Raw genomic sequence first — 24,334 nt, 5'->3', positions numbered from 1 at the left:
GCTATTTCACAAAAAAACTAGCTAATAACACAACAAAACCAAGAACAATACGATATTTACCAAATGCTGTGAAATTGTGTTTTTTCACATATTTTACTAAACGTTGAATAACAATCATTGATACGACAAACGCTACTAACATTGCGACTAAAAGCATCATAAATTCTTCAAGGGACATACTATGCTTTAATAAAAATTTTATCAATTTTAATCCACTTAAACCAAACATGGCAGGAATACCTAAGAAAAATGAAAATTCTGTCGCAACATAACGTGATGTACCTAATAAAACAGCTGCTAGAATGGTCACACCTGAGCGAGAAGTCCCTGGTATCAAGGCTAAAATTTGAGAAATACCAATAAATAAAGCTGTTTTATACGTTAATGTTTCTAATTGAGATATGCTCACTTTGCGTGACGCATTTTTTTCTATCCATATAAATAAAATACCATATAAAATAAGCATGAGTGCAACGGTCACATGATTCATAAAATGAGCTTCAACAAGATTATCAAGTGGAAATACCAACACAGCCGGTAATGTCGCAATAGCAACTTTTATCCACAAATCAATAGACTGTTTTTTCTCCTCTTGTGTTTTTGAGGGGGATATAGGATTTAATTTATGGAAATAAATAACCATAACTGCTAAGATAGCGCCTAATTGTATAACAACTTTAAATAACTCAAAAAAGTCTGGTCGTACATCTAATGGTAAAAATTGTTGTAATAAAATCAAATGCCCTGTACTACTAATCGGTAACCACTCAGTAATACCTTCAACAATACCATAAATAATGACTTTAATAATTTCTAACATACTAATCTCCTTTCACATCTGATAACAGTATATCACTTTTTTAGAAAAATATGGTATCATAATAACGCATTTAGTTTAGAAAAGGAAACGATTATGATTATATTACAAGGGCAGCAACTCTCCCGCCATTTTGGTTCTGATGTCTTATTTGAAAACATTCATATTGCGATTCAAGATCAAAGTCGAATTGGATTAGTTGGGCGAAATGGAACAGGGAAATCGACACTTTTAAAAATATTGGCAAGCATTGAACAAAGTGATAGTGGTCAAATTAGCATGGTCAAACAGTTAAAAATCGGCTACTTAGATCAACATAGTGCTGTAAATACAGAGAACACGATTTGGGAAGAAATGTTACACGTTTTTGATGATGTGATTGCTTTACAAGACCGACTAAATCGTATAGCACTCTCTTTGAGTGATGAGGCAATTTTAAACGATGAAAAAGCGTATCAAGAAACACTTTCTCAATACGATACACTCCAACACGAATTAGACAATCGTGGAGGATACCAATATGAAGCCACAATAAAATCTGTATTAAATGGATTTAAATTTTATGAAAAAGACTATCATCAATCTATCGGAAATTTATCAGGTGGACAAAAAACACGTTTAGCTCTGGCTAAATTACTTTTGGAAAAACCCGATTTACTTATTCTTGATGAACCTACGAACCATTTGGATATTGATACATTGTCGTGGCTTGAAACATATCTTATAAACTATCAAGGTGCCTTATTGATTGTATCTCACGACAGATACTTTTTAGACAAAGTCGTCAAAGAAATTTATGAAATAAGTCAAAAACAAATACATCACTATAAAGGAAATTATTCGTACTATTTAGAGGAACGTGATAAGCGTTTAGCACAAGAATGGAAACAATACGAAAAACAACAAGAAGAAATCGAAAAATTAGAAGATTTTATTGCGAAGAATATTGTACGTGCCTCAACAACGAAACGTGCACAGAGTAGACGAAAACAACTGGAAAAAATGGTCCGTTTGGAAAAACCAAAGGGAGATGAAAAATCAGCACGATTGACATTTGTAACAGAAAAAGAAAGTGGTAATGCTGTCTTACAAGCAGAACAATTAGGTATTGGATATGAAGATACCTTGCTGGCATACCCTATTGACTTAGACATTCGCAAACAACAAGCCATTGCTGTTGTGGGGCCAAATGGTATTGGAAAAACAACGCTATTAAAAACATTACTAGGTACTTTACCAACAATAAAAGGTCATTATAAAGTGGGTGCAAATGTAAGCATCGGCTACTATGACCAAGAACAACGGCACCTAACGCCGACAAAAGATGTTTTATCTGAATTATGGGACGACTATCCCTTAATGAATGAAAAAGATGTCAGAAGTGTTTTAGGGAGTTTTTTATTTAGTGGAGATGATGTAAAAAAACTAGTAGCTTCACTAAGCGGTGGCGAAAAGGCACGTTTGTTATTAGCAAAATTAGCATTACAAAAAGATAATTTCTTAATTTTAGACGAACCAACAAATCATCTTGATTTGGATAGTAAAGAAGTGCTAGAAAATGCATTGATTGATTTTGACGGAACGTTATTATTTATCTCTCACGATAGATATTTTATCAACCGTGTCGCTACATCTGTTTTAGAACTGTCTAAAAACGGCAGTACATTATATATAGGTGATTACGATTATTACATAGAAAAAAAATCTCAAGAAAAACAAGAGATTCTCATAGAACAAGAAAAAAACGTTTCTATTCAACAATCCGATTACACCCTTAGCAAAGAAAAACAAAAGCAAAAGCGTCAGCTGGAAAGACAGCTAGAAACTTTAGAACAGCAGATGCATGACTGCCAAGAACGCATAGGGAACATTGAAGAATCATTGGCTTCGCCTGATGTGTTTACGAATCACGAAGAATCTTATCGTTTAAACACGCAGCTTGAAGAAGAACGTCAGAAATACGACACCTATTTAAACGAATGGGAAACTGTCGCACTAACTTTAGAAGACTTGCCTATTTAATCAAAACGGAGACAATCGAACTCTAGTGCCGATTGCCTCCGTTTTATTATCCTTCAAAAATAATTTCATACGAATCACTATTTTCCATACGTTTTAATGGATAGTTTGTACGATACACACTTCTGGTTGGTTCTTGTTCTAAATACATAAAGAAATCATGTGTTTCACTCGGATAAATGGTGACCATTTTTGTGAAATAATGATCTTGATCAATAATGATGGTTTTCATTTGTGTCGGATCTGTAATCCATGGTGTGTAAACATTAAAAAATGCACCTGGAGATACTTCGTATTCATATTTTAATAGTGTAATCATTGGTAAATCCATGTCCTATTCTCCTTTCTTTAAATTCCTTTAAATTTCTTTAAAACCACTTGTAAACGATATATACATTGTATCACAAAGTTTATTAAAAATATATGATAGCCAATATATTAAAAACTTGATATAATGCAAAAGACAATGTATATAAAGGAGTTTATTATGAGTATCATCTATCAGAGTACACGAGATGCAAAAAATCAAGTATCTGCAAGCCAAGCTATCTTAAAAGGAATTGCTGAAGACGGTGGTTTATATGTTCCTCAAACATTTCCAACACTACCTGTTTCTTTAGAAGCACTAGCCGATATGTCTTATCAAGAAATTGCATTTTTAGTCTTACGTGCTTTTTTATCTGATTTTTCAGATGATGAATTAAGAGCGTGTGTCAACAGTGCTTACTCAACAACAAAATTTGATATTGACGACATCGTGTCTATTCAATCATTTGGCAACAAACATTATTTAGAACTATTTCATGGCGAAACTATCGCCTTTAAAGATATGGCATTATCCATTTTGCCATATTTAATGTCCACAGCTGCTAAAAAAAATGACAGCCATAAAGATATTCTTATCTTAACGGCAACATCTGGAGATACGGGTAAAGCAGCAATGGCAGGTTTTGCCGATGTACCTCACACAAAAATTATCGTGTTCTATCCAAAAGGCGGTGTGAGCCATATCCAAGAATTACAAATGTTAACTCAAAAAGGCGATAACACTCATGTTATTGGTATTACAGGTAATTTTGATGATGCACAAAGTGCTGTTAAAGCAATGTTTACTGATACAGATATGATTGAAAAAGTAAATCAAGCTGGTTATCAATTTTCATCTGCCAATTCAATCAATATTGGTCGTTTAATGCCTCAAGTTGCTTATTATGTGTATGCTTATGCCCAATTAGTGAAAAACAAAGTTATTCGTTGTGGCGAATCAATCAATGTATCTGTCCCAACAGGTAATTTTGGTAATATTTTAGCTGCCTACTATGCAAAACAAATAGGTCTACCGATTGATACATTTATTTGTGCCTCTAACAAAAACAATGTATTATCCGACTTTTTTGCAACAGGCACATACAACAAAAACCGTCCGTTCTATGTGACAAATTCTCCGTCTATGGATATTTTGATTTCAAGTAATTTAGAGCGATTGATTTATCATGCTGTAGAACAAGATACACAAAAAACACGTGATTTAATGCATGCTTTAAGCCAACAAGGTGAGTACCATGTTGATTTAAATGATATTTTATCGGCCTTTTATGGTGATTTTGCAACAGAAGACAATATTACCGCACAAATTAAGCGTACATTTGATAACTATAAATATCTGATTGACCCACATACAGCCGTGTCTGATTTTGTATATGATATGTATGCTGAAAAAACAGGAGATAACAAACATGTCGTTATTGCCTCAACAGCAAGCCCATATAAATTCCCTAAAAGTGTCATGAGTGCATTTAGACACGATAATTTAGACGATGATATGGCATTAGTGGATGCATTAGAAACCTTATCAAACATCCCTCAACCACAAGCTGTTTTAGATGTGAAACAAGCAACTATTCGCCATCATAAAGTAGTATCCGTTGAAGAAATGGCGCAAAGTGTACTTGATTGTTTATCATAAAGCAATACTAAAATTTTTAAATAGTAAAAAGGCTTAAAATCAATATTTTGAACAAATTGATTTTAAGCCTTTTTGAGTAATACTATACCTTTTAAAACAATCTATAGCCAAATTTTGACTAGTCATTAATTTGTCTGAAAAGAGTTGTTTTCTCTGTCATAAAAAATTTTCTAATAAAAAGATTTCACAAAAAGCTTCTTCTATAAAAATAAAAAAACTTATTAAAACTACTTGTAAAAAATACTCTTCTTTTTTCTATGCCCAACTTTACTAAATATAATTGATGATAAACACATATTATCGCTATTCCGATATGTTTATTATTTGACTTCAAGACATGAATACGATATGATAACTGAGGATACATTTTCCCCTACACAGATTTTGTGCGATAAAATGTGTCTTTTTTTATGCATAAAATCAATTATAAAGGAGTGTTATCATGGAACAATTCTCTGTTTTTGATTACGAAGATATACAACTTATTCCAAATAAATGTATCGTGAATAGTCGTTCAGAATGCGATACAACGGTGACATTAGGAAAACATACATTTAAAATCCCTGTTGTCCCAGCAAATATGCAAACAATTATAGATGAAAAACTAGCAGAAGAACTAGCAAAAAACGGCTACTTTTATATTATGCATCGTTTTGATGAAAGCACACGTTCAACTTTTATTAAAAATATGCACGATAAAGGTTTAATTGCATCTATTAGTGTAGGTGTTAAACCACATGAATATGATTTTATTACAACACTAGCACAAGAAACACTAATCCCAGATTATATTACAATTGATATTGCACATGGACATTCTAATGCAGTCATTAACATGATTAAACATATTAAAGAACATTTACCTGAAACATTTATTATTGCAGGAAATGTGGGTACTCCAGAAGCTGTGCGTGAATTAGAAAATGCTGGTGCTGATGCAACAAAAGTGGGTATCGGACCAGGTAAAGTATGTATCACAAAAATAAAAACAGGTTTTGGTACAGGTGGCTGGCAATTAGCCGCTGTACGCTGGTGTGCAAAAGCTGCTAGAAAACCAATTATTGCTGACGGTGGTATTCGTACACATGGCGATATTGCAAAATCTATTCGTTTTGGAGCAACAATGGTCATGATTGGCTCTCTTTTTGCAGGACATGAAGAATCTCCTGGAAAAACAGTAGAAATTGACGGTAAGAAAATGAAAGAATATTTCGGCAGTGCTTCTGAATTCCAAAAAGGTGAAAGAAAAAATGTCGAAGGCAAAAAAATGCTTGTTGATTATAAAGGAAGCATTCACGACACATTAATTGAAATGCAACAAGATTTACAATCTTCTATCTCTTATGCAGGTGGAAAAGATTTAGACGCTATTCGTCACGTTGATTACATGATTGTAAAAAACTCTATTTTTAACGGTGACACACACTAATAAATAACCCCAGCAAGATGACTTGTTGGGGTTATTTTTATTCTTCATCAAATGGATTGATACCTTATAGAACTTTTTTGACTATTGTTTAAATAGGCTTCTTTTCTAATTGTGCTTTGCTATCTTTATACATGTTTTTTGGTAAATTACTCGACGCAACACTAACTACTTTAGTCGCAAGATGATTGGCGAAATATAAAGCTTCTTCTACTGTATACCCCTGGCACATTGCCGATAAAAATCCTCCAACATGGCTATCTCCCGCTCCTATAGTATTCACGACCGTCGCTTTTTCTGTTGGAACAAGATGACAGATTTTCCCGTCATAATACAGAGCCCCTTTTTCTCCACATGTCACAATCACAAGCTGATTCGTTTTAGAAAATAATTTTTTTGCGGCACTTTCTACATCATCACAAGACGCTAATTCTTTTGCTTCGACATCGTTCATATGCAAAATAGGACGACAAGCAAATAATTTTTCCAAACGTTCTTTTGGAATAAATTTTCCTCTAGGACTTGGGGCAAAAATAATTTGACAAGGTAAAGTGGCCAATGTATCGACCAAACGCTCTCCGTCAATATCCTCTACCTCTAAGCCACAAACATACACATAACGATACGCATTCATATTTAAATTTCCCAACCATGTCGGTTCAAATGTATATTCTGCTCCGTGATGTGATAAAAATGTACGTTCTCCATTTTTTTCAACAAAGCAATAACAACACCCATTTTCTTGTGTGCTTTTCACAAAGGATTGAATACCTACTTGCTGTATATGTTTTTCGACAAACTCACCAAAAATACCTGTTCCTATTGGAGAAATAAATGTATAGGGAATATCTAAATGGTGCAGAACATGTACAACATTATACGCACATCCACCTAACCCCATTCGTTGATGTAACACATTCCCCGATTCTTGTCTACGTGGTAATGTATCGATATTTACAACAATATCACACACTGTTGACCCAATAACTAAGCATTTATCCATTTTAAAACCTCTAACATTATTATTTATTCATAAAAAATCATTCGTGTTAAAACGATTATATCACGATATTTTTGTTTTTTCATTCTTTTTTACAGAAAATGTCAGTTCTATTTAAACCGTAGACAAACAAAAAAGCTCTTCATCAACTTATGTTGGAAAAGAGCCTTTTTATTAGTTTAATTTTTGTTTTAATAACTCTCCAAAACGTGTGAATAATAACACGGTTAAAATAATCATCAAACATGGGAAAACAACAATCCACGGTGCTTCTTGAATATACGCTCTTCCGTCATTTATCATCGCCCCCCATTCTGGACTAGGAACTTGTGCACCTAATCCAATAAAACTTAATCCTGCAATTTCCATAATCGTATTACTCACATCAAAAATAGCTGTCGTTAAAATTTGCGGAAATAAACTTGGTAAATAATAATTACGAATAGTTTGTAAGTATTCATTCCCAAACATTGTTGCACTTTGAATATATGGTTCTTCTTTTAATTGTAAAGTTAATATCCTTGTTAAATAAGCATATTTTGCCCAGTTTGTCATACAAATCGCAATAACCGTTTGCTGTAATCCAACACCTAAAATACCCACAAGCATAATGACAAAAATAATAGCTGGAAAGGCTTGAAAGGCTGTAATAATCAAAAAAATAGTTCTATCAAATTTACCACCTATTAACCCACTACTAATACCAATAAAAGAACCTACCGTCACAACAATAAATAAAATGAATAAGGACGGTATAACGGTTTGAATCCCCCCACTTAGTGTCCGCTCAAAGACAGATCTACCTAATGCATCGGTACCAAACCACTCCTTGCTATTCGGTGCATGAAAAGCTTGTGCCAAATTCACTTTCGTCACACTTTCACCAAATACAAATGCAGCGATACATAAAATACCGATAAATAAGAGAATGATAGCTCCGTATATCTTTAATTGATGATTCATTTTTCTTTTCATTACCTACACCACCTCTTTCACGCGCATGTCTTTTAACGCTTCTTTTCTTGTTCGTGGATTTAACCAAGCAATGACAATCTGAAACACTAAATTAACAACTAAAACACCTGCTGTAATAAATAAGACGATACCTTGAATAAGTGGATAGTCACGGTTCCCTGCAACTGTAATCAATAGTTTCCCGATGCCTGGCCATGAAAAGAGATTTTCAATAATGGCGACACCACCTAATAAAGAACCTAAAGACAAACTTACTAATGTTAAAAGGAATGGTAATGTATTTCCTAATACATCAAACAGCAAAATACGCCATTCGGGAATGCCTCTTCCTCTTGCACCCTCTACGCTTGGAGAATGTAATTCATCAATCAAATGCGTACGCATTTGTGGAATATAGCGTGTCGACATGGTAATACTTACGGTTAAAACAGGAAGAATAAGCCCCAATTCGTTCGCCGTAGATTGAATAGGCAATAATTTTAATTGAACAGAAAAAATAATCATAAGCAAAATACCAATAACAAAACCTGGAATAGCATTGATAAAACCTGTTATCATTAAAATAGCTCTATCCATTTTAGAATGTTCATAATAGGCACTAATCAATGCAAACGGAATGGAAATTGTGAGTGTTGCCAATAATATATATAGTGCTAAATAAACTGTATTCGGGAAATAAAAAATCAACTGCTCCCAAACAGATGCTCCTGAATTATAGGTCACCCCAAAATCGCCTTGTAAAATTTTGAATAACCATATTCCATACTGTTCAATAAATGATTTATCAAATCCAAACTCGTGTCGTTTCAACGCTAGGAGTTCTTGTGTATACGGAATACCTTGTGCCGATAAAATACTTTCTGCTGGATCACCGGGTGCTAAATAAATAAACAAAAAAGATAAAAAAGTTACACAAAGTAAAATCACGACAAAATGAATGACTGATTTTCGTATCATTTTTAACATAATAACGTCCTTTCATCAGTAGACAATCGTGACAAGTGATTCATCTTTTTCGACTGCTACAACTGCTTTTTTATACAGGAGTAATCCTTTTTGAGTGGCGATCACAGATTGAAGTAAAGCTCCATGAACAGAACGAATTTCTCCTAAAAGTTGCCCCTCTTCTACATACGTCCCCACTTCAACATAAGAAAACCAACATCCTTGATATTCACTAGATAAGACGTACGTTTTATCAAATACAGTTGCTGTATGCTCTTTTTCAATACCGTCTAAAAGATACATCATTGTATTGCAAACAGCTTCTTTTAATAATCGAACATCTTCACATGTACATTTTCCATTTTCACCTTGTTCTAAAATCACACTCGGAATACCATAATCAATAGACGCCGATTGATACAACCCTCCTGTTGCATGAGAAGCATATACAACCGGAATCCCGCTAGCTAATGCCATTTTTTTAGAAATTGTCATCACTTCTTCACTTGCTAGCACAGAGTAATAACAATGTGGCAATAAGCTTTCTGTTAGATTCCCTCCATGCAAGTCAATAATGAATTGACACACGGAAAAAACTTCATCTTGTACAACTTGCTTGATTTGGTAACTTAGTGTTTCTTTATGTTCCTTATCTTGAAAAATACGATTTAAGTTAATTGTATCTTCAGGAACAAAACATGGATCTATTTCTAAAAATCCTGGCATATTCACAACATGAAAGAAGCACAATGTCCCATTTAAAGTCGTTACATCAATCTCTTCAATAAGATCTATCATCACTTTTAACCCAACATATTCGCTACCATGCACTGCTCCTGTAACACCAATAACTTTATCTTCCGTCTTTCCTTTTAAAATCGTAAAAGGAATAGATACATCCTCTCGAACATATAAATCGGATTGATAAATAGAACCCGGCTCTAATGTCTTAATGATTTCTTTTAAAATTGTCATCTTCTTTCTCCTATTGATTATATTCAAACGATTGATACTGATTTAACAATAATTTTGTATAGTCAGATTTTGGCGATGTCACAATATCTTTCATTTGTCCTTGCTCCATAATGCAACCATTTTTTAAGACAATGGATGTATCGCAAAAGTCGCTGACTAATGCCAAATCGTGTGATATAAACAAAAAAGTTGTTTCTCTTTCTTGCTTAATTTTTTTTAAAAGTGTCATAATATCTGCTTGAATCGTTACATCCAATGCACTTGTAATTTCATCACATACTAAAAGGTCAGGTTTAACAAGCAATGCTCTAGCAATACCTGCCCGTTGGCATTCGCCTCCACTTAGTTGAAGTGGTAACTGATGCGCATGATGCTCATTTAATCCCACAGATTGTAAACTTTCTATAATCAAAGCTTCACATTCAGATTTTGTGGCTAATTCATAGTTTATCAAGACTTCCTCAAAACTTTTATACACTGTTCGTTTTGGATGAAAAAACCATTGTGGATGTTGTGGAATATATTGCACGCGTTTGTAGTAATCTTTCAAGGAATACTGACTAATATCTTTTCCGTCAAGTAATATTTGTCCTTTTTGTACAGGTGAAAAACGACATAAAATATGTGCTATTGTACTTTTTCCACTTCCACTTTCACCAACTAGACCTAGTACACTTTTTTTCTCTAAATCGAAAGAAATATCAAAGACACCGACATTTTTTGTGTACTGATGAGTTAACTCCTGACATTTTAATAAAGCACTCATTCTGTCTCTCCTCGCTTTAATTTTGGTACAGCTTGTAATAATTTTTGCGTATATGGATGTTGAGGACTTTTTAAAACATTTTTTGTGAGTCCCTCCTCAACAAATTCGCCTTTTTTCATAATATAAATTCTGTCAGATAATTCATACGCCAAACTGATGTCATGTGTTGAAAACAGTAACGCCACATGCTCCGTTTTTCGTAGACGTTTTAATAATTCTGTTAATTCACGCTTGCTCACCACATCTAGTGCACTCATGGGTTCATCGGCAATTAGTAATTTTGGATTGGCAACCAGTGCTAGTGCAATACTCACGCGTTGCATCATACCTCCACTTAATTCAAATGGATATTTATCAATAATATCTTTTGGATTTTTAAACTCAACCAATCTCAAACATTCTTCTAAACTTCTAAGTTTACTTGATTTTCGACCATAACTTTTCACTAGATCATTATAGTGTGCCTTTATTTTACGTCTATTATTAAAACTCACACTAGCATGCTGGCTAATCCACGTCACATCTGTTCCTAAAAAATGTAGATGTTGGCGCCTTTTTTGTGGTTCAATCTGAATACCGTCAAATATAATTTGTCCAGATGTTTTTTCAAGTTCTCCAAAAGGAAATCCTAGTAAACTTTTTAATAATGTCGATTTGCCACTCCCGCTTTCGCCAACTATAGAAACAGCCTCTTTCTCATTCAGAGAAAGAGACATGTTTGTCAAAATAGTTTTTGTAGGGGATTGAACACTTAGCTGTTCTACCTTTAACATAGTTTATTCCTTTACTAATTCATTTGTGACATGGTAGTAGTCTGTCGGATGAGATACAAGACCTTTTACATCTTTGCCCATCACAAAAGCAACTTTGAAATGCCCGATGTACGTAAATGCATAATCTTTATCAATCAATGCTTCAATTTCTTGGCTCAACGCATTACGTTTTTCTAAACCAACAGTTGTTGCCAATTCTTTGATTTTTGCATCGACTTGTTCATTTTTATAATGTCCCACATTCACAACACCGTCAGAAGCAACAGACCCTAAGAAATAAGAATACGCATCTCCTATTGGTGCACCCACCATTGTATATGGTGATACATCATACGTATTTTCTTTTAAAGCAGGTCCAATTTTTTCAACTGTTTTAATCGTTGAGTCAATGCCTACTTCTTTTAATTGTTGTTGGAATGCTTGCATTGCCAATGGAATTTCTGCTAAACGATTATAAGATAATAGTTCTAAATTGATATTTTTTCCATCTTTTTCACGAATACCATCATTATTCGTATCTTTATAACCCGCTTCATCTAATAATGCTTTTGCTTTTTCAACATTATATTCATGTACACTTGTATGAATGGCAAATCCTAAATTTTCTGTAAAGGCACTTTTCGCGACTTCTGCTGACCCTGCAAATAAAGATTTTGTATATGTTTCTTTATCAACTAATGTATCTAATGCTTGTCTAAATTTTGCATCTGCAATCAATGGTTTATCAAAATTATACATGAAGTTTACAAAACGAGTGCCCCCAACTTCTGAAATCGTATAATCAGCATTTGAACGATAAGAACCTAAATTTGCATAAGCAATACCAAAAGCCGCATCAATTTCTTTTGATTGTAATGCTAATGATAATGCATTGGCATCTGTAAAGTATTTAATAGAAATTTGATTTGTTTTTGGTTTGCCATTCCAGTATTGGTCATACGCTTTTAATTCAACACCACTTTCAGCAATATAACTTGTCACAATATAAGGCCCCGTTCCCACAAGCGCTTTATCCGTGTCCAATTTTCCTGTTGTATCAACAATACATGCATATGGTTCTGATAATAAATTTGCCATAATCGGCACTTCTTGTGTTGTTTTAATCACAACTTGATTATCTTTGGCTGTAATATTTTCAATCGTTAAATCGCCTTTAGCACGTTCATTTTTCTCTAGTAAACGTTCCAAAGATGCTTTTACTTTTTCGGCTGTCATTTTTTCGCCATTTTGGAATGTCACATTATCTTTTAATGTCACTGTCCATTCTAATTGACTTGTTTGTTCGATACTTTTTGCCAACCATGGTTCTGGTTCTAATTTATCATTTAATTTAAATAATGTTTCCCCTGAACCATAACGAACTGTAAACCAGCCATTATAATCTGCAGCAGGGTCTATATTAGCCGGTAACTGATTATATCCGATTGTTATTTTTTGACTTGCCTGTTTTTGTTCTGTTTTTGGTGCAGTCTGCGTTTGTGTTGGATTAACACATCCGGCTAAAACACATAAAGCTACACCTGTTAATAATGTTTTTTTCATTTCGTAGTCCCTCCTATTTACAAAATTATTATATAGTTATTATTACGTTTTGTAAACGTCTTTTTTTATAAGAAAAATGCGATTTACGAAAAAAATGTGTATATTTATTCCGATTTAGGTCAATATACACACTTCTTTTTACTTGTTAATAAACTGATTTTTCTACGACAATACTATGTTTTTTCTCAAACTCTCTATCTAAGTACGTTTGGTACGTCCCCGGAGAAATAAAGCCTTTTACATTTAATATATCTGTACCAGCTCGACCAACGATACTATCTGCCAATAGCACACAATTCGTGCTTAAAACAAAATATGTTTTAAATTTAGACGATGTAAATTTAAAGAGATTTGCTCCAGTTTCTTGTTTTAATTTGTACGCATACATCACATCTTGTTGTTCACCTTGTTTTGTCACATACTGATTTGGTTCCCAAGGTGTGACTAAAGCATCAATCGTATGTAGCTGCTCTTCTACTGCTTGTCTTTGTTTATCATCTAATGACAAACCATAGACTAATAATGTTTTATGACTTTCTTTTTTACAAAATGCAATATATTTTTCACGGTCTGTTTTAAATAAAACACCGTCTCCAATCATACCAAATAAGCGTTCTGAATTTGTATCATAATTTCCATACGAAATCACTTGATTTTGATAAGAAATATCTACATGCCCAATCGCACCAAATCCTGATTCGGTTACGTGTACGAATAATTCCAAATCAACAGTAGCCTCTTCTTTTTTCACATCATAAGCTAACTCAAGAGAAATATATTCATCTGATGCCATATAGTCATTTAATTTTTGAAGCGTTCGTCTTGGAATAAGTGCTGCAAAAACAATAGGTAGCGATACTCTGACACGTCTTGTTAATTCACCTTTATGCATTTCTTTATCGAATGTCACACCATCTCTTAAATTGGTTAAACCAAGTACAATTAAATAAATACCCAGAATAAACAATTGAACACCAACACTGTCTTTCGGCGTTAAAGCCGATACACCCAAAATAAATAACCAACATGCATCAAATAAAAACTTAAATCTTGGTTTAATATCGTTTTGACGATAGATGTAATACGTCACAACATTGATAAACGCTTGTAATAATTGGTAGATACCAACAAAAATCGTCAATAAATATAAAGGCATACGTACAATAATTGCTAAATCACCAAAAACAAAAATACATAATGGCTTTATGAGTGTTATCCAAAAGAACTGTCTTTTATCTTTTGCACGAAACGGCCACATAATCAAGTCAAAACTCGTAACCAATAATAGTAAAAACAATATCAATTCGACCGCATAAACAGCAACTACTTCTTGAAAAACAGTTAGTAGTATCCCTACGAGGATTTCTAATATCCCTTCAATGATAAGTTTTCTACCGGAATAACCGATGTCACTAATCTTTTTCACGTCCACTTGCCGTATACCTCCTTACCGTATTGATTATAACAAAAAATCGGGGATAAACCCGATTCAGACTGTTGACAAATTAAGAGCGTCAACAGTCTTTTTTCGTATCAGACGTTAAGTTGTACGGCTTACCACGATGTACACGATACATCTCTCGTTCTCTACTACGTGCGAGAACGAAGCCATTCGTACCACAACGTCTGATACGATAATGATACTTAAAAGTGGTATAATAGAGATAAGAAAAAGGAGGGAAAAATCTATGTTTTATAAAGAAACTCACCCAAATGATGAAATCATATTAAACACGTTGTCCGAATTAGTACCAAAAGACCATTTACTACGTAAAATTGATAAATCAATTGATTTCAACTTTATTTATGATATTACTTCTCCCTATTATAGTCATACCAACGGTCGCAATAGTTTAGACCCTGTTGTTTTATTTAAATTGGTCTTTTTAAAAGATATTTATGGCATTAAATCCATGCGAGAAACCATTAAACGTGTCGAAACGGATGTAGCGTTTAGATGGTTTTTAAACCTCCCTTTCTCTAAACCTACCCCACATTATTCTACTTTCTCTCAAAATTATAGTCGCCGTTTTCAAGGGACTTCTGTGTTTGAAGATATATTCAACACTATTGTACACCAAGCTATCTCACATCATTTAATTAGCGGCACAGCATTATTCACAGATTCCACACACATTAAAGCAAACGCCAATAAAAATAAATTTAGAAACGCTGTTATTGAAGTGGTTCAAGAACGTAAACGAGATTTAGAAAACGAAATCAACGCCGAACGAGAAGCTATTGGAAAAAAGCCGTTTCATTACACCGATAAAACCATCTCTAAAACTATTAAAGAAAGTACGACTGATAAAGAAAGTGGCTATTACCATCGGGATAATAAAGAAAAAGGATTTATGTACTTAGACCATCGTAGTGTAGATGGTAAACACAATTTTATTGTAGACTGCTTTATTACGCCAGGAAATGTTCATGATAGTGTACCGTATATGTCACGATTAACGTATGTGATGGAAAAATTTAAATTTGATGTCAATTGTGTCGCGTTAGATAGCGGGTATTATAAAAAAGACATTTTAAAATTTTTAGAAGAGAAAAAGATATTTTCTGTGATTGGGTATAGACGTTTTCATCGCAATCCTGACCATAAATTTTTTCGCTATCATTCATCTAGAGATTGTTTTACGGATACACGTACGGGAGAAATTTACACCTACAGAAACATTGATAGACAAGGATATAAACAGTATCGTATAAGCGATAACAGTAATAAACGGATACTACGTCGAGCGATAGATGCTGATGTATACGATAGATGTCGTGAGCGTCGATTATCTACGTTTGGGAAAGCACTATATAAACGACGGAAAGAAACGATTGAGCGTAGCTTTGCAGACTCTAAACAAAATCATGGGTATCGGTTTGCACAATATAGAGGAGTAGCCAAGATGCAGCAGTACACTTGGTTATCTTGTGCTGCCCAAAATATGAAAAAAATGGCAATTCTACTCACGAGAGATAGCCATTTTTTACAATATAGTTCTTTATTTATCATTTTTAAATGCAAAATCCAACGTATTTTTCAAAACTGGAAAAATACGTTGGATTTTTTATCGCTATTGTCAACAGTCTGAATCGGGGATAAACCCGATTTTTCTATTATACATTCACAAATTCAATAAATTGTTTTACTTGTTCATTCAAGGCAGCTTTTTGTTCATCTGATAAAATCAACTGACCTGTTACCCATGATTCCATTGGTAACGCAATACCTACACCTGTATCGTCCATAGTATTCATACGAATTTTTTTCAAATAAATACCTAATTGCTCACGTACGTAGAACGCCTCCGTAGAACCCCCTGCACCAGAGAATGTTATTGGTTTTCCTGCAATAACTGTTGGTTGTTGGCTTCCTGCTTCAGATGCTCTTGACAACCAGTCAAATAAATTTTTTACGATAGCTGGATACGCATGATTGTATTCAGGTGTTACAACCCATACACCATCTGCTTTAGCAACTGTTTCTCGAATACGTACAACAGAAGCAGGTGTTGGAAATTCTGCATCTTGTTCTAATATAGGAACATCTTTATAATCTAAAAAAGATACATCTGCATGCTCTTGTAATTGTGCTGCGATATATTCCGCTAGCGCTTGATTATATGATTGTTGACGTGTTGATCCTACGACCATTAAAATTGATTTTCTTGACATTGTTTTTCCTCCGTGTGTACCTGTTTAAATGTTTTTAGTAAACTAATCAATAATGCTTTCTGTTCTTTGGATAAAAGACGATAAACTTCTTCTATTTCTTGGTGATGTTGTGGCAAAATTTCTTGAAAGAGTTGTTTGCCTTTTTCTGTCATACCAATAATAGTTGCTCGCTTATCTGTTGCTGAAGTCTCTTTATAAATCAAACCTTGTTTTTCCATATTTTTTAACACAACAGTCATATTTCCAGATGTGGCAAGCATACTTTGAATAAGCTCGCAAATACGTAATGGTCCCTTTGCATATAGGACATCTAGCACACCAAACTGTGTCATGGTTAAGCCATTCGATTTAACAATTTTACCTAGATTACTTTCAACTGTTCGCCATGCTTTCATCATTACAATATGTGTATGAAGTGATGAATTGGTTTCATATAAATGCTCCATGTTATCCTCCTGAAAAATACTACTAATTAGTGGTAAAAGCATTTTATCACTAATTAGTAGTATCGTCAATAATTTTATTACAAAAAGTTAGTGGCTTTTACAACAATGGCATTGCCCTTTTAAACACGTACACATTATCGTTTCGGGAGCTGTATCTTTTTTATATTGTAAAAGATGTATTATCTCTTCAATAATATTTTGCGTTAGCGGGACTGTTTTCATCATATCTAAAATAAGTTGCCCTTGTTTTGTGGGACATACGTGTTCTAAAACAGCATTCATTTTTTCAAGAGCAATCTCTTGTTCTAAAACGCTCGCTTCGTATAAAAAACACTTTCCTTGTTTTTGCACAGAAACGTATCCTTTTTTTACTAATCTACCGAGTAATGTTTTAATCGTGGATAATTGCCAATCTTTATTTTTCGCTAAAATATCAAAAACAACTTGCGCAGTGACATGCTCATTTGCCCAAATAACACGCATGATTTCCCATTCTGCTTCACTCATGATATACGCCCTCTTTTTCTATTTAATCTTAAAGCGTTAAGTACAACCGATACGGAACTTAGACTCATGGCTAACCCTGCCAACATTGGATTTAACATCACACCAAAGGAATGGAATAAGCCCATCGCAATGGGTATCATCGCAATATTATATGCGAATGCCCAAAATAGATTTTCTTTAATAATCTTCATTGTCCGTTTACTAATATCAATAAGTTGTACAACATCTTGTAAATGATGTTGCATTAGGACGATATCCGCCGCTTCAATAGCAATATCTGTTCCACTTCCAATCGCCACACCAACATCTGCTTGCGTTAATGCAACAGCATCGTTAATACCGTCCCCAACCATTGCCACCATTTTTCCTTTTTCTTGATAGGTTTTCACAATATCCGCTTTATCAATAGGTAACACGCCACTATAAACATCCACAATACCTACTTCTTTAGCAATCGCACGTGCCGTTATATCGTTATCTCCTGTTGCCATGACAACCTCAATACCTTGATGTTGTAGCATTTGAATAGCGTCTAAACTACTTGATTTAATCGTATCGGCAACACCTATTATTCCAACGACACAAGCATCTATACTCACAAAAAGCGGTGTTTTCCCTTGACTAGATAAAAGATGCGCTTTTTCAATAAACATCTCATACTGTGTATGCTCTTTAATAAATTCGCTATTTCCAATCATAACTTCTTTTCCGTTAACGATACCAGATATACCTTTTCCATCATGAATCGTATACGTTTGACACGGTAACACGTTTAGTTGTTTTTCTTTTGCTTTTTCTACAATAGCATGTGCTAATGGATGTGTGGACAACTGTTCTAAGCTAGCTGCATAAACAAATAAATCCTCCTCAGAAATAGACGTATCTACATCTGAAACACTTGGTTTTCCATTAGTAATCGTTCCTGTTTTATCTAAAATCACGGTATTAATTTGACTGGCATGCTGTAATGCTTCACCATTTTTGATAAGTATACCTTGTCTAGCACTTTGTCCAATAGCAACCATAATAGCTGTTGGTGTTGCTAAACCTAGTGCACATGGACAGGCAATGACAAGCACAGCAATCATCATATCAAAAGCAAAAAATATACTCTCTCCAACGAGTAACCAACCAATCAATGTAGCTAAAGCTAAAAACATGACAACTGGCACAAAAACACTGGATACTTTATCGACAAGTTGTGCAATAGGCAATTTAGTACCTTGTGCTTGTTCAACCCATTTCATAATCATGGCTAAAGTTGTTTCTGAACCAATATGAGTCACTTCATACGTTAATGCTCCATTTGTATTCAAACTCGCACCAACGACTTTATCTCCTTTTTGTTTCGTAACAGGCATACTTTCTCCGGTAATCATCGACTCATCTACTTTTGCATACCCGTCAATCACAACACCGTCTAATGCTATTTTCTCGCCGGCTTTCGATAAAATAATGTCCCCTACACGAACATGTTCAACAGGAACAATACGTTCATTACCATGCTCTAATAATCTTGCTTCTTTTGGTGCTAGCTCACCAAGTTTTGCAATCGCACTCGTCGTTTGTTTTTTAGCTCTTTTTTCAAAATATTTTCCTAATGAAACAAGCGTTAAAACAATAGCTCCTGCTTCAATATAAACATGTACATCTTCTTTTTGAAATGCCATTAAAAAAATAGCAATTATTCCTTGTAAAAAAGCTGCACTTGTCCCTAATGCGACAAGAGAATCCATATTTGGCTGCTTTCTCCATATATTTTTAAAACCTACTATATAGTAATGCTTTCCCCACCAAACAATAAGGATTGACAACACAAGTGTGACAATCGCATTGATGAGTGAACTTTCAAAAAGCATTGGTAAGCCAATCATGTGACCCATAGAAATATATAAAATAGCAAGTGATAGAATTCCCGAAAAAACAATCTTTTTCTTGGCATCTTCGTCATCGCTATTATCAACTGTCTCTTCTTCACTAAATAAATCGTATCCTAATTGAGAAACAGCTTGCTCAACATCTTGTATTGCTTGTTTATCAGTATATGTCACATACAATTTTTCATTGGCTAAATTTACATTCGCTTGAGTGACATAGTTAATTTTATTAACGACCTTCTCAATTTTACTGGCACATGCTGCACAGCCCATTCCTTTTACTTGATATACTTTTTCCATATTCGTCACCTCTTTTTTCTAATACCAAAAGTTTACATTTGTAAACGATAAAAGTCAATACTTTTTTATTGACTAGAGAAACATTCAAGCATACAATAAAAGCAACTGGTAATTACCAGTTGCGGAGGTTTATGTATGACAGATAAAAAAAACATCTCCTTACATTCCACATTGAGTGCAAAACTCATTGATTATATTCAACACAAAGGCTACGTTCATCAACAAATGCCCTCTGAAAGAGATATTTGCCAAACCTATCAAGTTAGTCGCACTACCGTAAGACGTGCGTTACAGGAGCTTGAAGTATTAGGGTATATTTATAAACAACATGGTAAGGGTACTTACATATCAGATCATTGGAAAACAAAACAAGATGTTTTTGAAGGATTTAGCTTTACAGAATATATGACGTCTATTGGGAAAACACCAAAAAGCATTGTTACAGATTTTAACATTGAACATCCCAATAGTTTCATTGCACATCAACTGGGATTAAGTGAAACAGATTTTGTTTTTTGCTTTAGTCGTATTCGCTTAGCAGACGATATTCCGATGCTTTTTGAAACGACATATTTGCCCCATGCTCTTTTTTCTACATTAACCTTAAAAGACATTGAGCAAATCCCATTATATCAACTACTTGAAACAAATTTTCATCAATCTATTTTATATGCAGATGAAACATGCCAAGCAGGCTACTTAACAGAGCAAGAAGCGAAACTTTTACATAAAGAAGTGAAAGAGAATTGTTTACGTTTAACACGGCAAACCGTTAACAAGCAGTTTCAATTACTCGAATATACAACGAGTGTGACACATAATGACTTATTCGTCTATCGTGTTCGCCATTATAAAAGGGGCTAATCATGTTATAAAAAATATAAAGGAGGTATTTTATGTTTCAATATACAAAGGAACACCTTGAACAATTAAGTGCTGAAATCACAACACGTGAAATTAAGCAACAACCTGAATTATGGCAGGAGGCGTTTGATTACTTTACAACACATAAAGAACGTATCCAAACATTCTTCAATCAATTACCAAATACACATATCCGTGTCATCTTTACAGGTGCAGGAACATCTCAATATGTTGGAGATACTGTTTTGCCACATATTAAACGTTACGGAGATGACAAACACTTCGACTTCCAATCTGTTGGGACAACAAATATTGTATCTAATCCACACGACTACTTTAAAAAAGATGTTACAACAATTTTAGTATCCTTTGCTAGAAGTGGTAATTCACCTGAAAGTGTCGCAACTGTTCAACTTGGTCAACAAATCGTTGAAGATTTTTACCAAATCACAATCACATGTGCACCAGACGGCAAATTAGCACAATATGCACAAGGCGATGACAAAAACTTATTATTGATGATGCCTGAACGTTCAAATGATGCCGGTTTCGCCATGACAGGAAGTTTTACATGTATGGCATTAACCGCTCTACTCATCTTTGATCATGCATCAGATGCAGATAAAGAAAAATATGTAAAAGCGATTTGTGACATGGGTCAATCCGTTATTGAACGTGAACAAGACATTCAAGAACTTGTCAACACACATTTCAACCGCGTGATTTACTTAGGTTCAGGTGCTCTGGCAGGATTGGCACGTGAAGTACAATTAAAAATTTTAGAATTAACAGCCGGTCGTATCGCTACTGCATTTGATTCATCATTAGGGTTCCGTCACGGTCCAAAATCATTTGTCAATGAAGATTCTCTTGCTTTTGTTTTTGTATCGAACGACGACTACACACGCCAATATGATTTTGACATATTAAGAGAATTACAAGGCGATAAAATTGCTCGTTTAGTTGGTAGTATTAATGTTGGAAAAGAAGAAAACTTCGACGGCGTTCAATTCACCTTTGACGAAGCATATCGTTTCATTCCAGACGGCTACCTAGCATTACCTTACGCTATGTTTGGACAAACATTATCATTATTAACATCTGTTAAAGTAGGGAATAAACCAGATACACCTTCTCCAACTGGAACAGTTAACCGTGTTGTAAAAGGTGTTATCATTCATCCGTTAGAAAAATAGAAAGAGGCGCAATATGGCAACATATATTTATGCAAAACAATTTTTCTATGAACATGACGTCAAAGAAAAAGGGTATTTAGAAATTCGTGATAATGGTACATTTGGTCAATATACAACAGAAAAACCAAATGGCACTATTATTGATTACAGTAATTATAGTATCGCTCCAGGACTTGTTGATACGCATATTCATGGGTATTTAGGCCACGATGTTATGGACAATGATATAGAAGGAATAAAAATGATTTCAAATGGTTTACCGTCTTGTGGTGTAACGTCGTATTTACCAACGACTTTAACAGCAAGTGCTGACCTTTTAAACGATGTGTGTCAAACCATTGGTCAACATGCAAGCCATATCAAAGGGGCAAAAATTCAAGGAATTTTCCTTGAAGGCCCATTTTTCTGTGAAAAATATAAAGGGGCACAAAATCCAAAATATATGAGTGATCCTCAAAAAGAATTATTAGATAAATGGCAAGACAGCGCACAAGGTTGGGTTAAAAAAATTGCTATCGCACCTGAACGTGAGGGATCTGTCGATTTCATCAAACACGCCAAATCAAAAGATATTTATGTCGCACTTGCGCATACTGATGCAACTTATCAAGAATGCCTTGAGGCAACGAATGCAGGTGCAAACATTTTCGTGCATGTTTATAATGGCATGCGTGGCTTACATCATCGTGAGCCTGGTGTTGTCGGTGCTGCTTTAACAATACCAACTGCTTTTGATGAACTAATTTGTGACGGACATCATGTCAACCCAATTTCTGCAAAAATCGTAATGGACTGTCACGGACGTGATAAAACAATGTTAATTACCGACTGTATGCGTGCGGGTGGACTTGGCGAGTGCCAATCAACACTAGGTGAATTTGATGTGATTGTGAAAGACGGTACCGCACGCCTAGTCGATAGTGGCAGTCTTGCTGGTAGCATTTTAGAGCTAATAACTGGTGTACAAAATGTTGTGCGTTGGGGTATTGCAACACCACATGAAGCGTTGAAAATGGCGAGTTTAGTCCCTGCTCAATCTGTCGGTATCGACAATGTTTGTGGACGATTAGACGAAGGATATCCAGCCGATTTTATCGTGTTAAACGATTCACTTGAGTTACAAGCAACATATATTGACGGTAAAGCTTACTATACAAAATAAAGGAGTAACAATATGACAAAATTAGTATTAACAAAAGAAAAATACGAGCATTTAAAACGTTTATCAAATGATCAAAACATTATTGCTGCTTTGGCGATTGACCAACGTGGATCATTGAAAAAAATGTTAGCTGAAGGAAATCCAAATCCTAAAGGTGATGAAGCTATTATCACATTTAAAGAATGCATTTCCGAAGAATTAACACCTTACTCTAGCTCTATTTTATTAGACCCTGAATATGGTATTTCTGCTTCTAAAAAACGCGATGAAAACTGCGGTTTGATTGTTGCATACGAAAAAACAGGTTATGATGCAACTGAAATTGGACGCTTGCCAGATTTATTACCAAACTGGTCTGCTAAACGTATTAAAGAATTAGGTGCCGATGCTGTCAAAGTACTTTTATACTATGATATTGATGAAAGTGATGACATCAACGATATTAAACACGCTTGGGTAGAACGTGTTGGTAGCGAATGTGTTGCTGAAAATATTCCATTCTTCTTAGAAATTGTTTCTTATGATGCGACAAATGACGATGTGAAAAGTGCAGCTTACGCAAAAGTAAAACCTCACAAAGTAAACGACGCTATGAAAGTCTTTTCTGAGGCACCCTATAATGTAGACGTATTAAAAGTTGAAGTACCCGTGAATATGGCTTTTGTTGAAGGCTTTACAAAAGACGGTGTTGAACCAGTTTATACAAAAGAAGAAGCAAAAGCATTCTTTAAAGAACAAGCAGATATAACACATTTACCATTTATCTTCTTAAGTGCCGGTGTTTCTGCGGAATTATTCCAAGACACATTAGTATTCGCAAAAGAAGCTGGTTCAAACTTTAATGGTGTTCTATGTGGCCGTGCAACATGGAAAGACAGTGTACCAGTATTTGCAAAAGAAGGCGAAACATCTTGTCGTGCATGGTTAGCTGAACATGGCAAACATAATATAGATGCATTAAATGACGTATTAGTAACAAGTGCATCTTCATGGGAAGATAAAGTAACCGTATTATAAGAAGTATTTAAAAAGAGTGAATAGCAACATATTCACTCTTTTTTTGTATCTTTAAAACATGTTATAAAAATGTAATATTATTTTAA

22 protein-coding genes are annotated in these 24,334 nt (G+C 34.4%); 8 read left to right on the top strand and 14 right to left on the bottom strand.

The window, feature by feature from the left end:
- Position 1: 1 nt before the first annotated feature.
- Positions 2 to 826: an undecaprenyl-diphosphate phosphatase gene (locus tag H1220_00665; protein QMI86612.1), complete on the bottom strand. Its 825-nt coding sequence runs from the start codon at positions 824 to 826 to the stop codon at positions 2 to 4.
- 87 nt (positions 827 to 913) lie between these two features.
- Here H1220_00665 and H1220_00660 point away from each other — a divergent pair, with 87 nt between their 5' ends.
- Positions 914 to 2,839: an ABC-F family ATP-binding cassette domain-containing protein gene (locus tag H1220_00660; GenBank protein ID QMI85918.1), complete on the top strand. Its 1,926-nt coding sequence runs from the start codon at positions 914 to 916 to the stop codon at positions 2,837 to 2,839.
- Positions 2,840 to 2,885: 46 nt separating this feature from the next.
- Here H1220_00660 and H1220_00655 read toward each other — a convergent pair whose 3' ends face one another.
- Complete coding sequence (locus H1220_00655) at positions 2,886 to 3,167, bottom strand: hypothetical protein (GenBank protein ID QMI85917.1); 282 nt, start codon at positions 3,165 to 3,167, stop codon at positions 2,886 to 2,888.
- A 156-nt stretch (positions 3,168 to 3,323) separates the two neighbouring features.
- Here H1220_00655 and H1220_00650 point away from each other — a divergent pair, with 156 nt between their 5' ends.
- Positions 3,324 to 4,802 (top strand): threonine synthase, encoded by a 1,479-nt coding sequence (locus H1220_00650; protein ID QMI85916.1) that lies wholly within the window; start codon positions 3,324 to 3,326, stop codon positions 4,800 to 4,802.
- A 442-nt stretch (positions 4,803 to 5,244) separates the two neighbouring features.
- Complete coding sequence (gene guaC / locus H1220_00645) at positions 5,245 to 6,231, top strand: GMP reductase (GenBank protein ID QMI85915.1); 987 nt, start codon at positions 5,245 to 5,247, stop codon at positions 6,229 to 6,231.
- 88 nt (positions 6,232 to 6,319) lie between these two features.
- Here the strand turns inward: guaC and H1220_00640 are convergent, their stop codons facing one another.
- The 8 genes from H1220_00640 to H1220_00605 form a co-directional block, all read right to left on the bottom strand.
- Complete coding sequence (locus H1220_00640) at positions 6,320 to 7,231, bottom strand: bifunctional hydroxymethylpyrimidine kinase/phosphomethylpyrimidine kinase (GenBank protein ID QMI85914.1); 912 nt, start codon at positions 7,229 to 7,231, stop codon at positions 6,320 to 6,322.
- A gap of 171 nt (positions 7,232 to 7,402) precedes the next feature.
- On the bottom strand, positions 7,403 to 8,203 hold the full coding sequence (locus H1220_00635) for an ABC transporter permease (GenBank protein QMI85913.1): 801 nt from the start codon (positions 8,201 to 8,203) through the stop codon (positions 7,403 to 7,405).
- Positions 8,204 to 8,206: 3 nt separating this feature from the next.
- A complete protein-coding gene (locus tag H1220_00630) occupies positions 8,207 to 9,169 on the bottom strand; it encodes an ABC transporter permease (protein QMI85912.1) in 963 nt (320 codons plus the stop codon).
- A gap of 15 nt (positions 9,170 to 9,184) precedes the next feature.
- Positions 9,185 to 10,123 (bottom strand): succinylglutamate desuccinylase/aspartoacylase family protein, encoded by a 939-nt coding sequence (locus H1220_00625; protein QMI85911.1) that lies wholly within the window; start codon positions 10,121 to 10,123, stop codon positions 9,185 to 9,187.
- A gap of 10 nt (positions 10,124 to 10,133) precedes the next feature.
- On the bottom strand, positions 10,134 to 10,889 hold the full coding sequence (locus H1220_00620) for an ABC transporter ATP-binding protein (protein QMI85910.1): 756 nt from the start codon (positions 10,887 to 10,889) through the stop codon (positions 10,134 to 10,136).
- Complete coding sequence (locus H1220_00615; protein QMI85909.1) at positions 10,886 to 11,662, bottom strand: ABC transporter ATP-binding protein; 777 nt, start codon at positions 11,660 to 11,662, stop codon at positions 10,886 to 10,888. The genes H1220_00620 and H1220_00615 overlap by 4 nt, the downstream gene beginning before the upstream one ends.
- A 3-nt stretch (positions 11,663 to 11,665) precedes the next feature.
- Positions 11,666 to 13,204, bottom strand: a complete 1,539-nt coding sequence (locus tag H1220_00610) for an ABC transporter substrate-binding protein (protein QMI85908.1) — start codon at positions 13,202 to 13,204, stop codon at positions 11,666 to 11,668.
- A 145-nt stretch (positions 13,205 to 13,349) separates the two neighbouring features.
- A complete protein-coding gene (locus tag H1220_00605) occupies positions 13,350 to 14,630 on the bottom strand; it encodes a hypothetical protein (GenBank protein QMI86611.1) in 1,281 nt (426 codons plus the stop codon).
- 262 nt (positions 14,631 to 14,892) lie between these two features.
- Between H1220_00605 and H1220_00600 the strand changes: the two genes are divergently transcribed.
- Complete coding sequence (locus tag H1220_00600; protein ID QMI85907.1) at positions 14,893 to 16,296, top strand: IS1182 family transposase; 1,404 nt, start codon at positions 14,893 to 14,895, stop codon at positions 16,294 to 16,296.
- A 25-nt stretch (positions 16,297 to 16,321) separates the two neighbouring features.
- Here the strand turns inward: H1220_00600 and H1220_00595 are convergent, their stop codons facing one another.
- The 4 genes from H1220_00595 to H1220_00580 form a co-directional block, all read right to left on the bottom strand.
- Complete coding sequence (locus H1220_00595) at positions 16,322 to 16,879, bottom strand: NAD(P)H-dependent oxidoreductase (GenBank protein ID QMI85906.1); 558 nt, start codon at positions 16,877 to 16,879, stop codon at positions 16,322 to 16,324.
- Positions 16,858 to 17,325 (bottom strand): MarR family transcriptional regulator, encoded by a 468-nt coding sequence (locus H1220_00590; protein QMI85905.1) that lies wholly within the window; start codon positions 17,323 to 17,325, stop codon positions 16,858 to 16,860. Before H1220_00590 ends, H1220_00595 begins: the two co-directional genes overlap by 22 nt.
- Positions 17,326 to 17,412: 87 nt before the next feature.
- A complete protein-coding gene (locus H1220_00585) occupies positions 17,413 to 17,832 on the bottom strand; it encodes a CopY/TcrY family copper transport repressor (GenBank protein ID QMI85904.1) in 420 nt (139 codons plus the stop codon).
- On the bottom strand, positions 17,829 to 20,009 hold the full coding sequence (locus H1220_00580) for a copper-translocating P-type ATPase (GenBank protein ID QMI85903.1): 2,181 nt from the start codon (positions 20,007 to 20,009) through the stop codon (positions 17,829 to 17,831). Before H1220_00580 ends, H1220_00585 begins: the two co-directional genes overlap by 4 nt.
- A gap of 135 nt (positions 20,010 to 20,144) precedes the next feature.
- Here H1220_00580 and H1220_00575 point away from each other — a divergent pair, with 135 nt between their 5' ends.
- The 4 genes from H1220_00575 to lacD are packed head-to-tail and all read left to right on the top strand — an operon-like array spanning position 20,145 to position 24,248.
- Positions 20,145 to 20,873 (top strand): GntR family transcriptional regulator, encoded by a 729-nt coding sequence (locus H1220_00575; protein ID QMI85902.1) that lies wholly within the window; start codon positions 20,145 to 20,147, stop codon positions 20,871 to 20,873.
- Positions 20,874 to 20,905: 32 nt separating this feature from the next.
- Complete coding sequence (locus H1220_00570) at positions 20,906 to 22,069, top strand: SIS domain-containing protein (protein ID QMI85901.1); 1,164 nt, start codon at positions 20,906 to 20,908, stop codon at positions 22,067 to 22,069.
- A 13-nt stretch (positions 22,070 to 22,082) separates the two neighbouring features.
- The gene (gene nagA / locus H1220_00565; protein QMI85900.1) at positions 22,083 to 23,231 is read left to right on the top strand and encodes an N-acetylglucosamine-6-phosphate deacetylase; all 1,149 of its coding nucleotides are present in this window, start codon (positions 22,083 to 22,085) and stop codon (positions 23,229 to 23,231) included.
- Positions 23,232 to 23,243: 12 nt separating this feature from the next.
- The gene (gene lacD, locus H1220_00560; GenBank protein QMI85899.1) at positions 23,244 to 24,248 is read left to right on the top strand and encodes a tagatose-bisphosphate aldolase; all 1,005 of its coding nucleotides are present in this window, start codon (positions 23,244 to 23,246) and stop codon (positions 24,246 to 24,248) included.
- Positions 24,249 to 24,334: the final 86 nt, after the last annotated feature.

The sequence above is a fragment of the Carnobacteriaceae bacterium zg-84 genome (assembly GCA_013874835.1).
Classification (GTDB): domain Bacteria; phylum Bacillota; class Bacilli; order Lactobacillales; family Aerococcaceae; genus WM01.
Note: the sequence above shows the minus strand (reverse complement) of the source record. Positions and strands in the feature narration are given on the sequence as shown.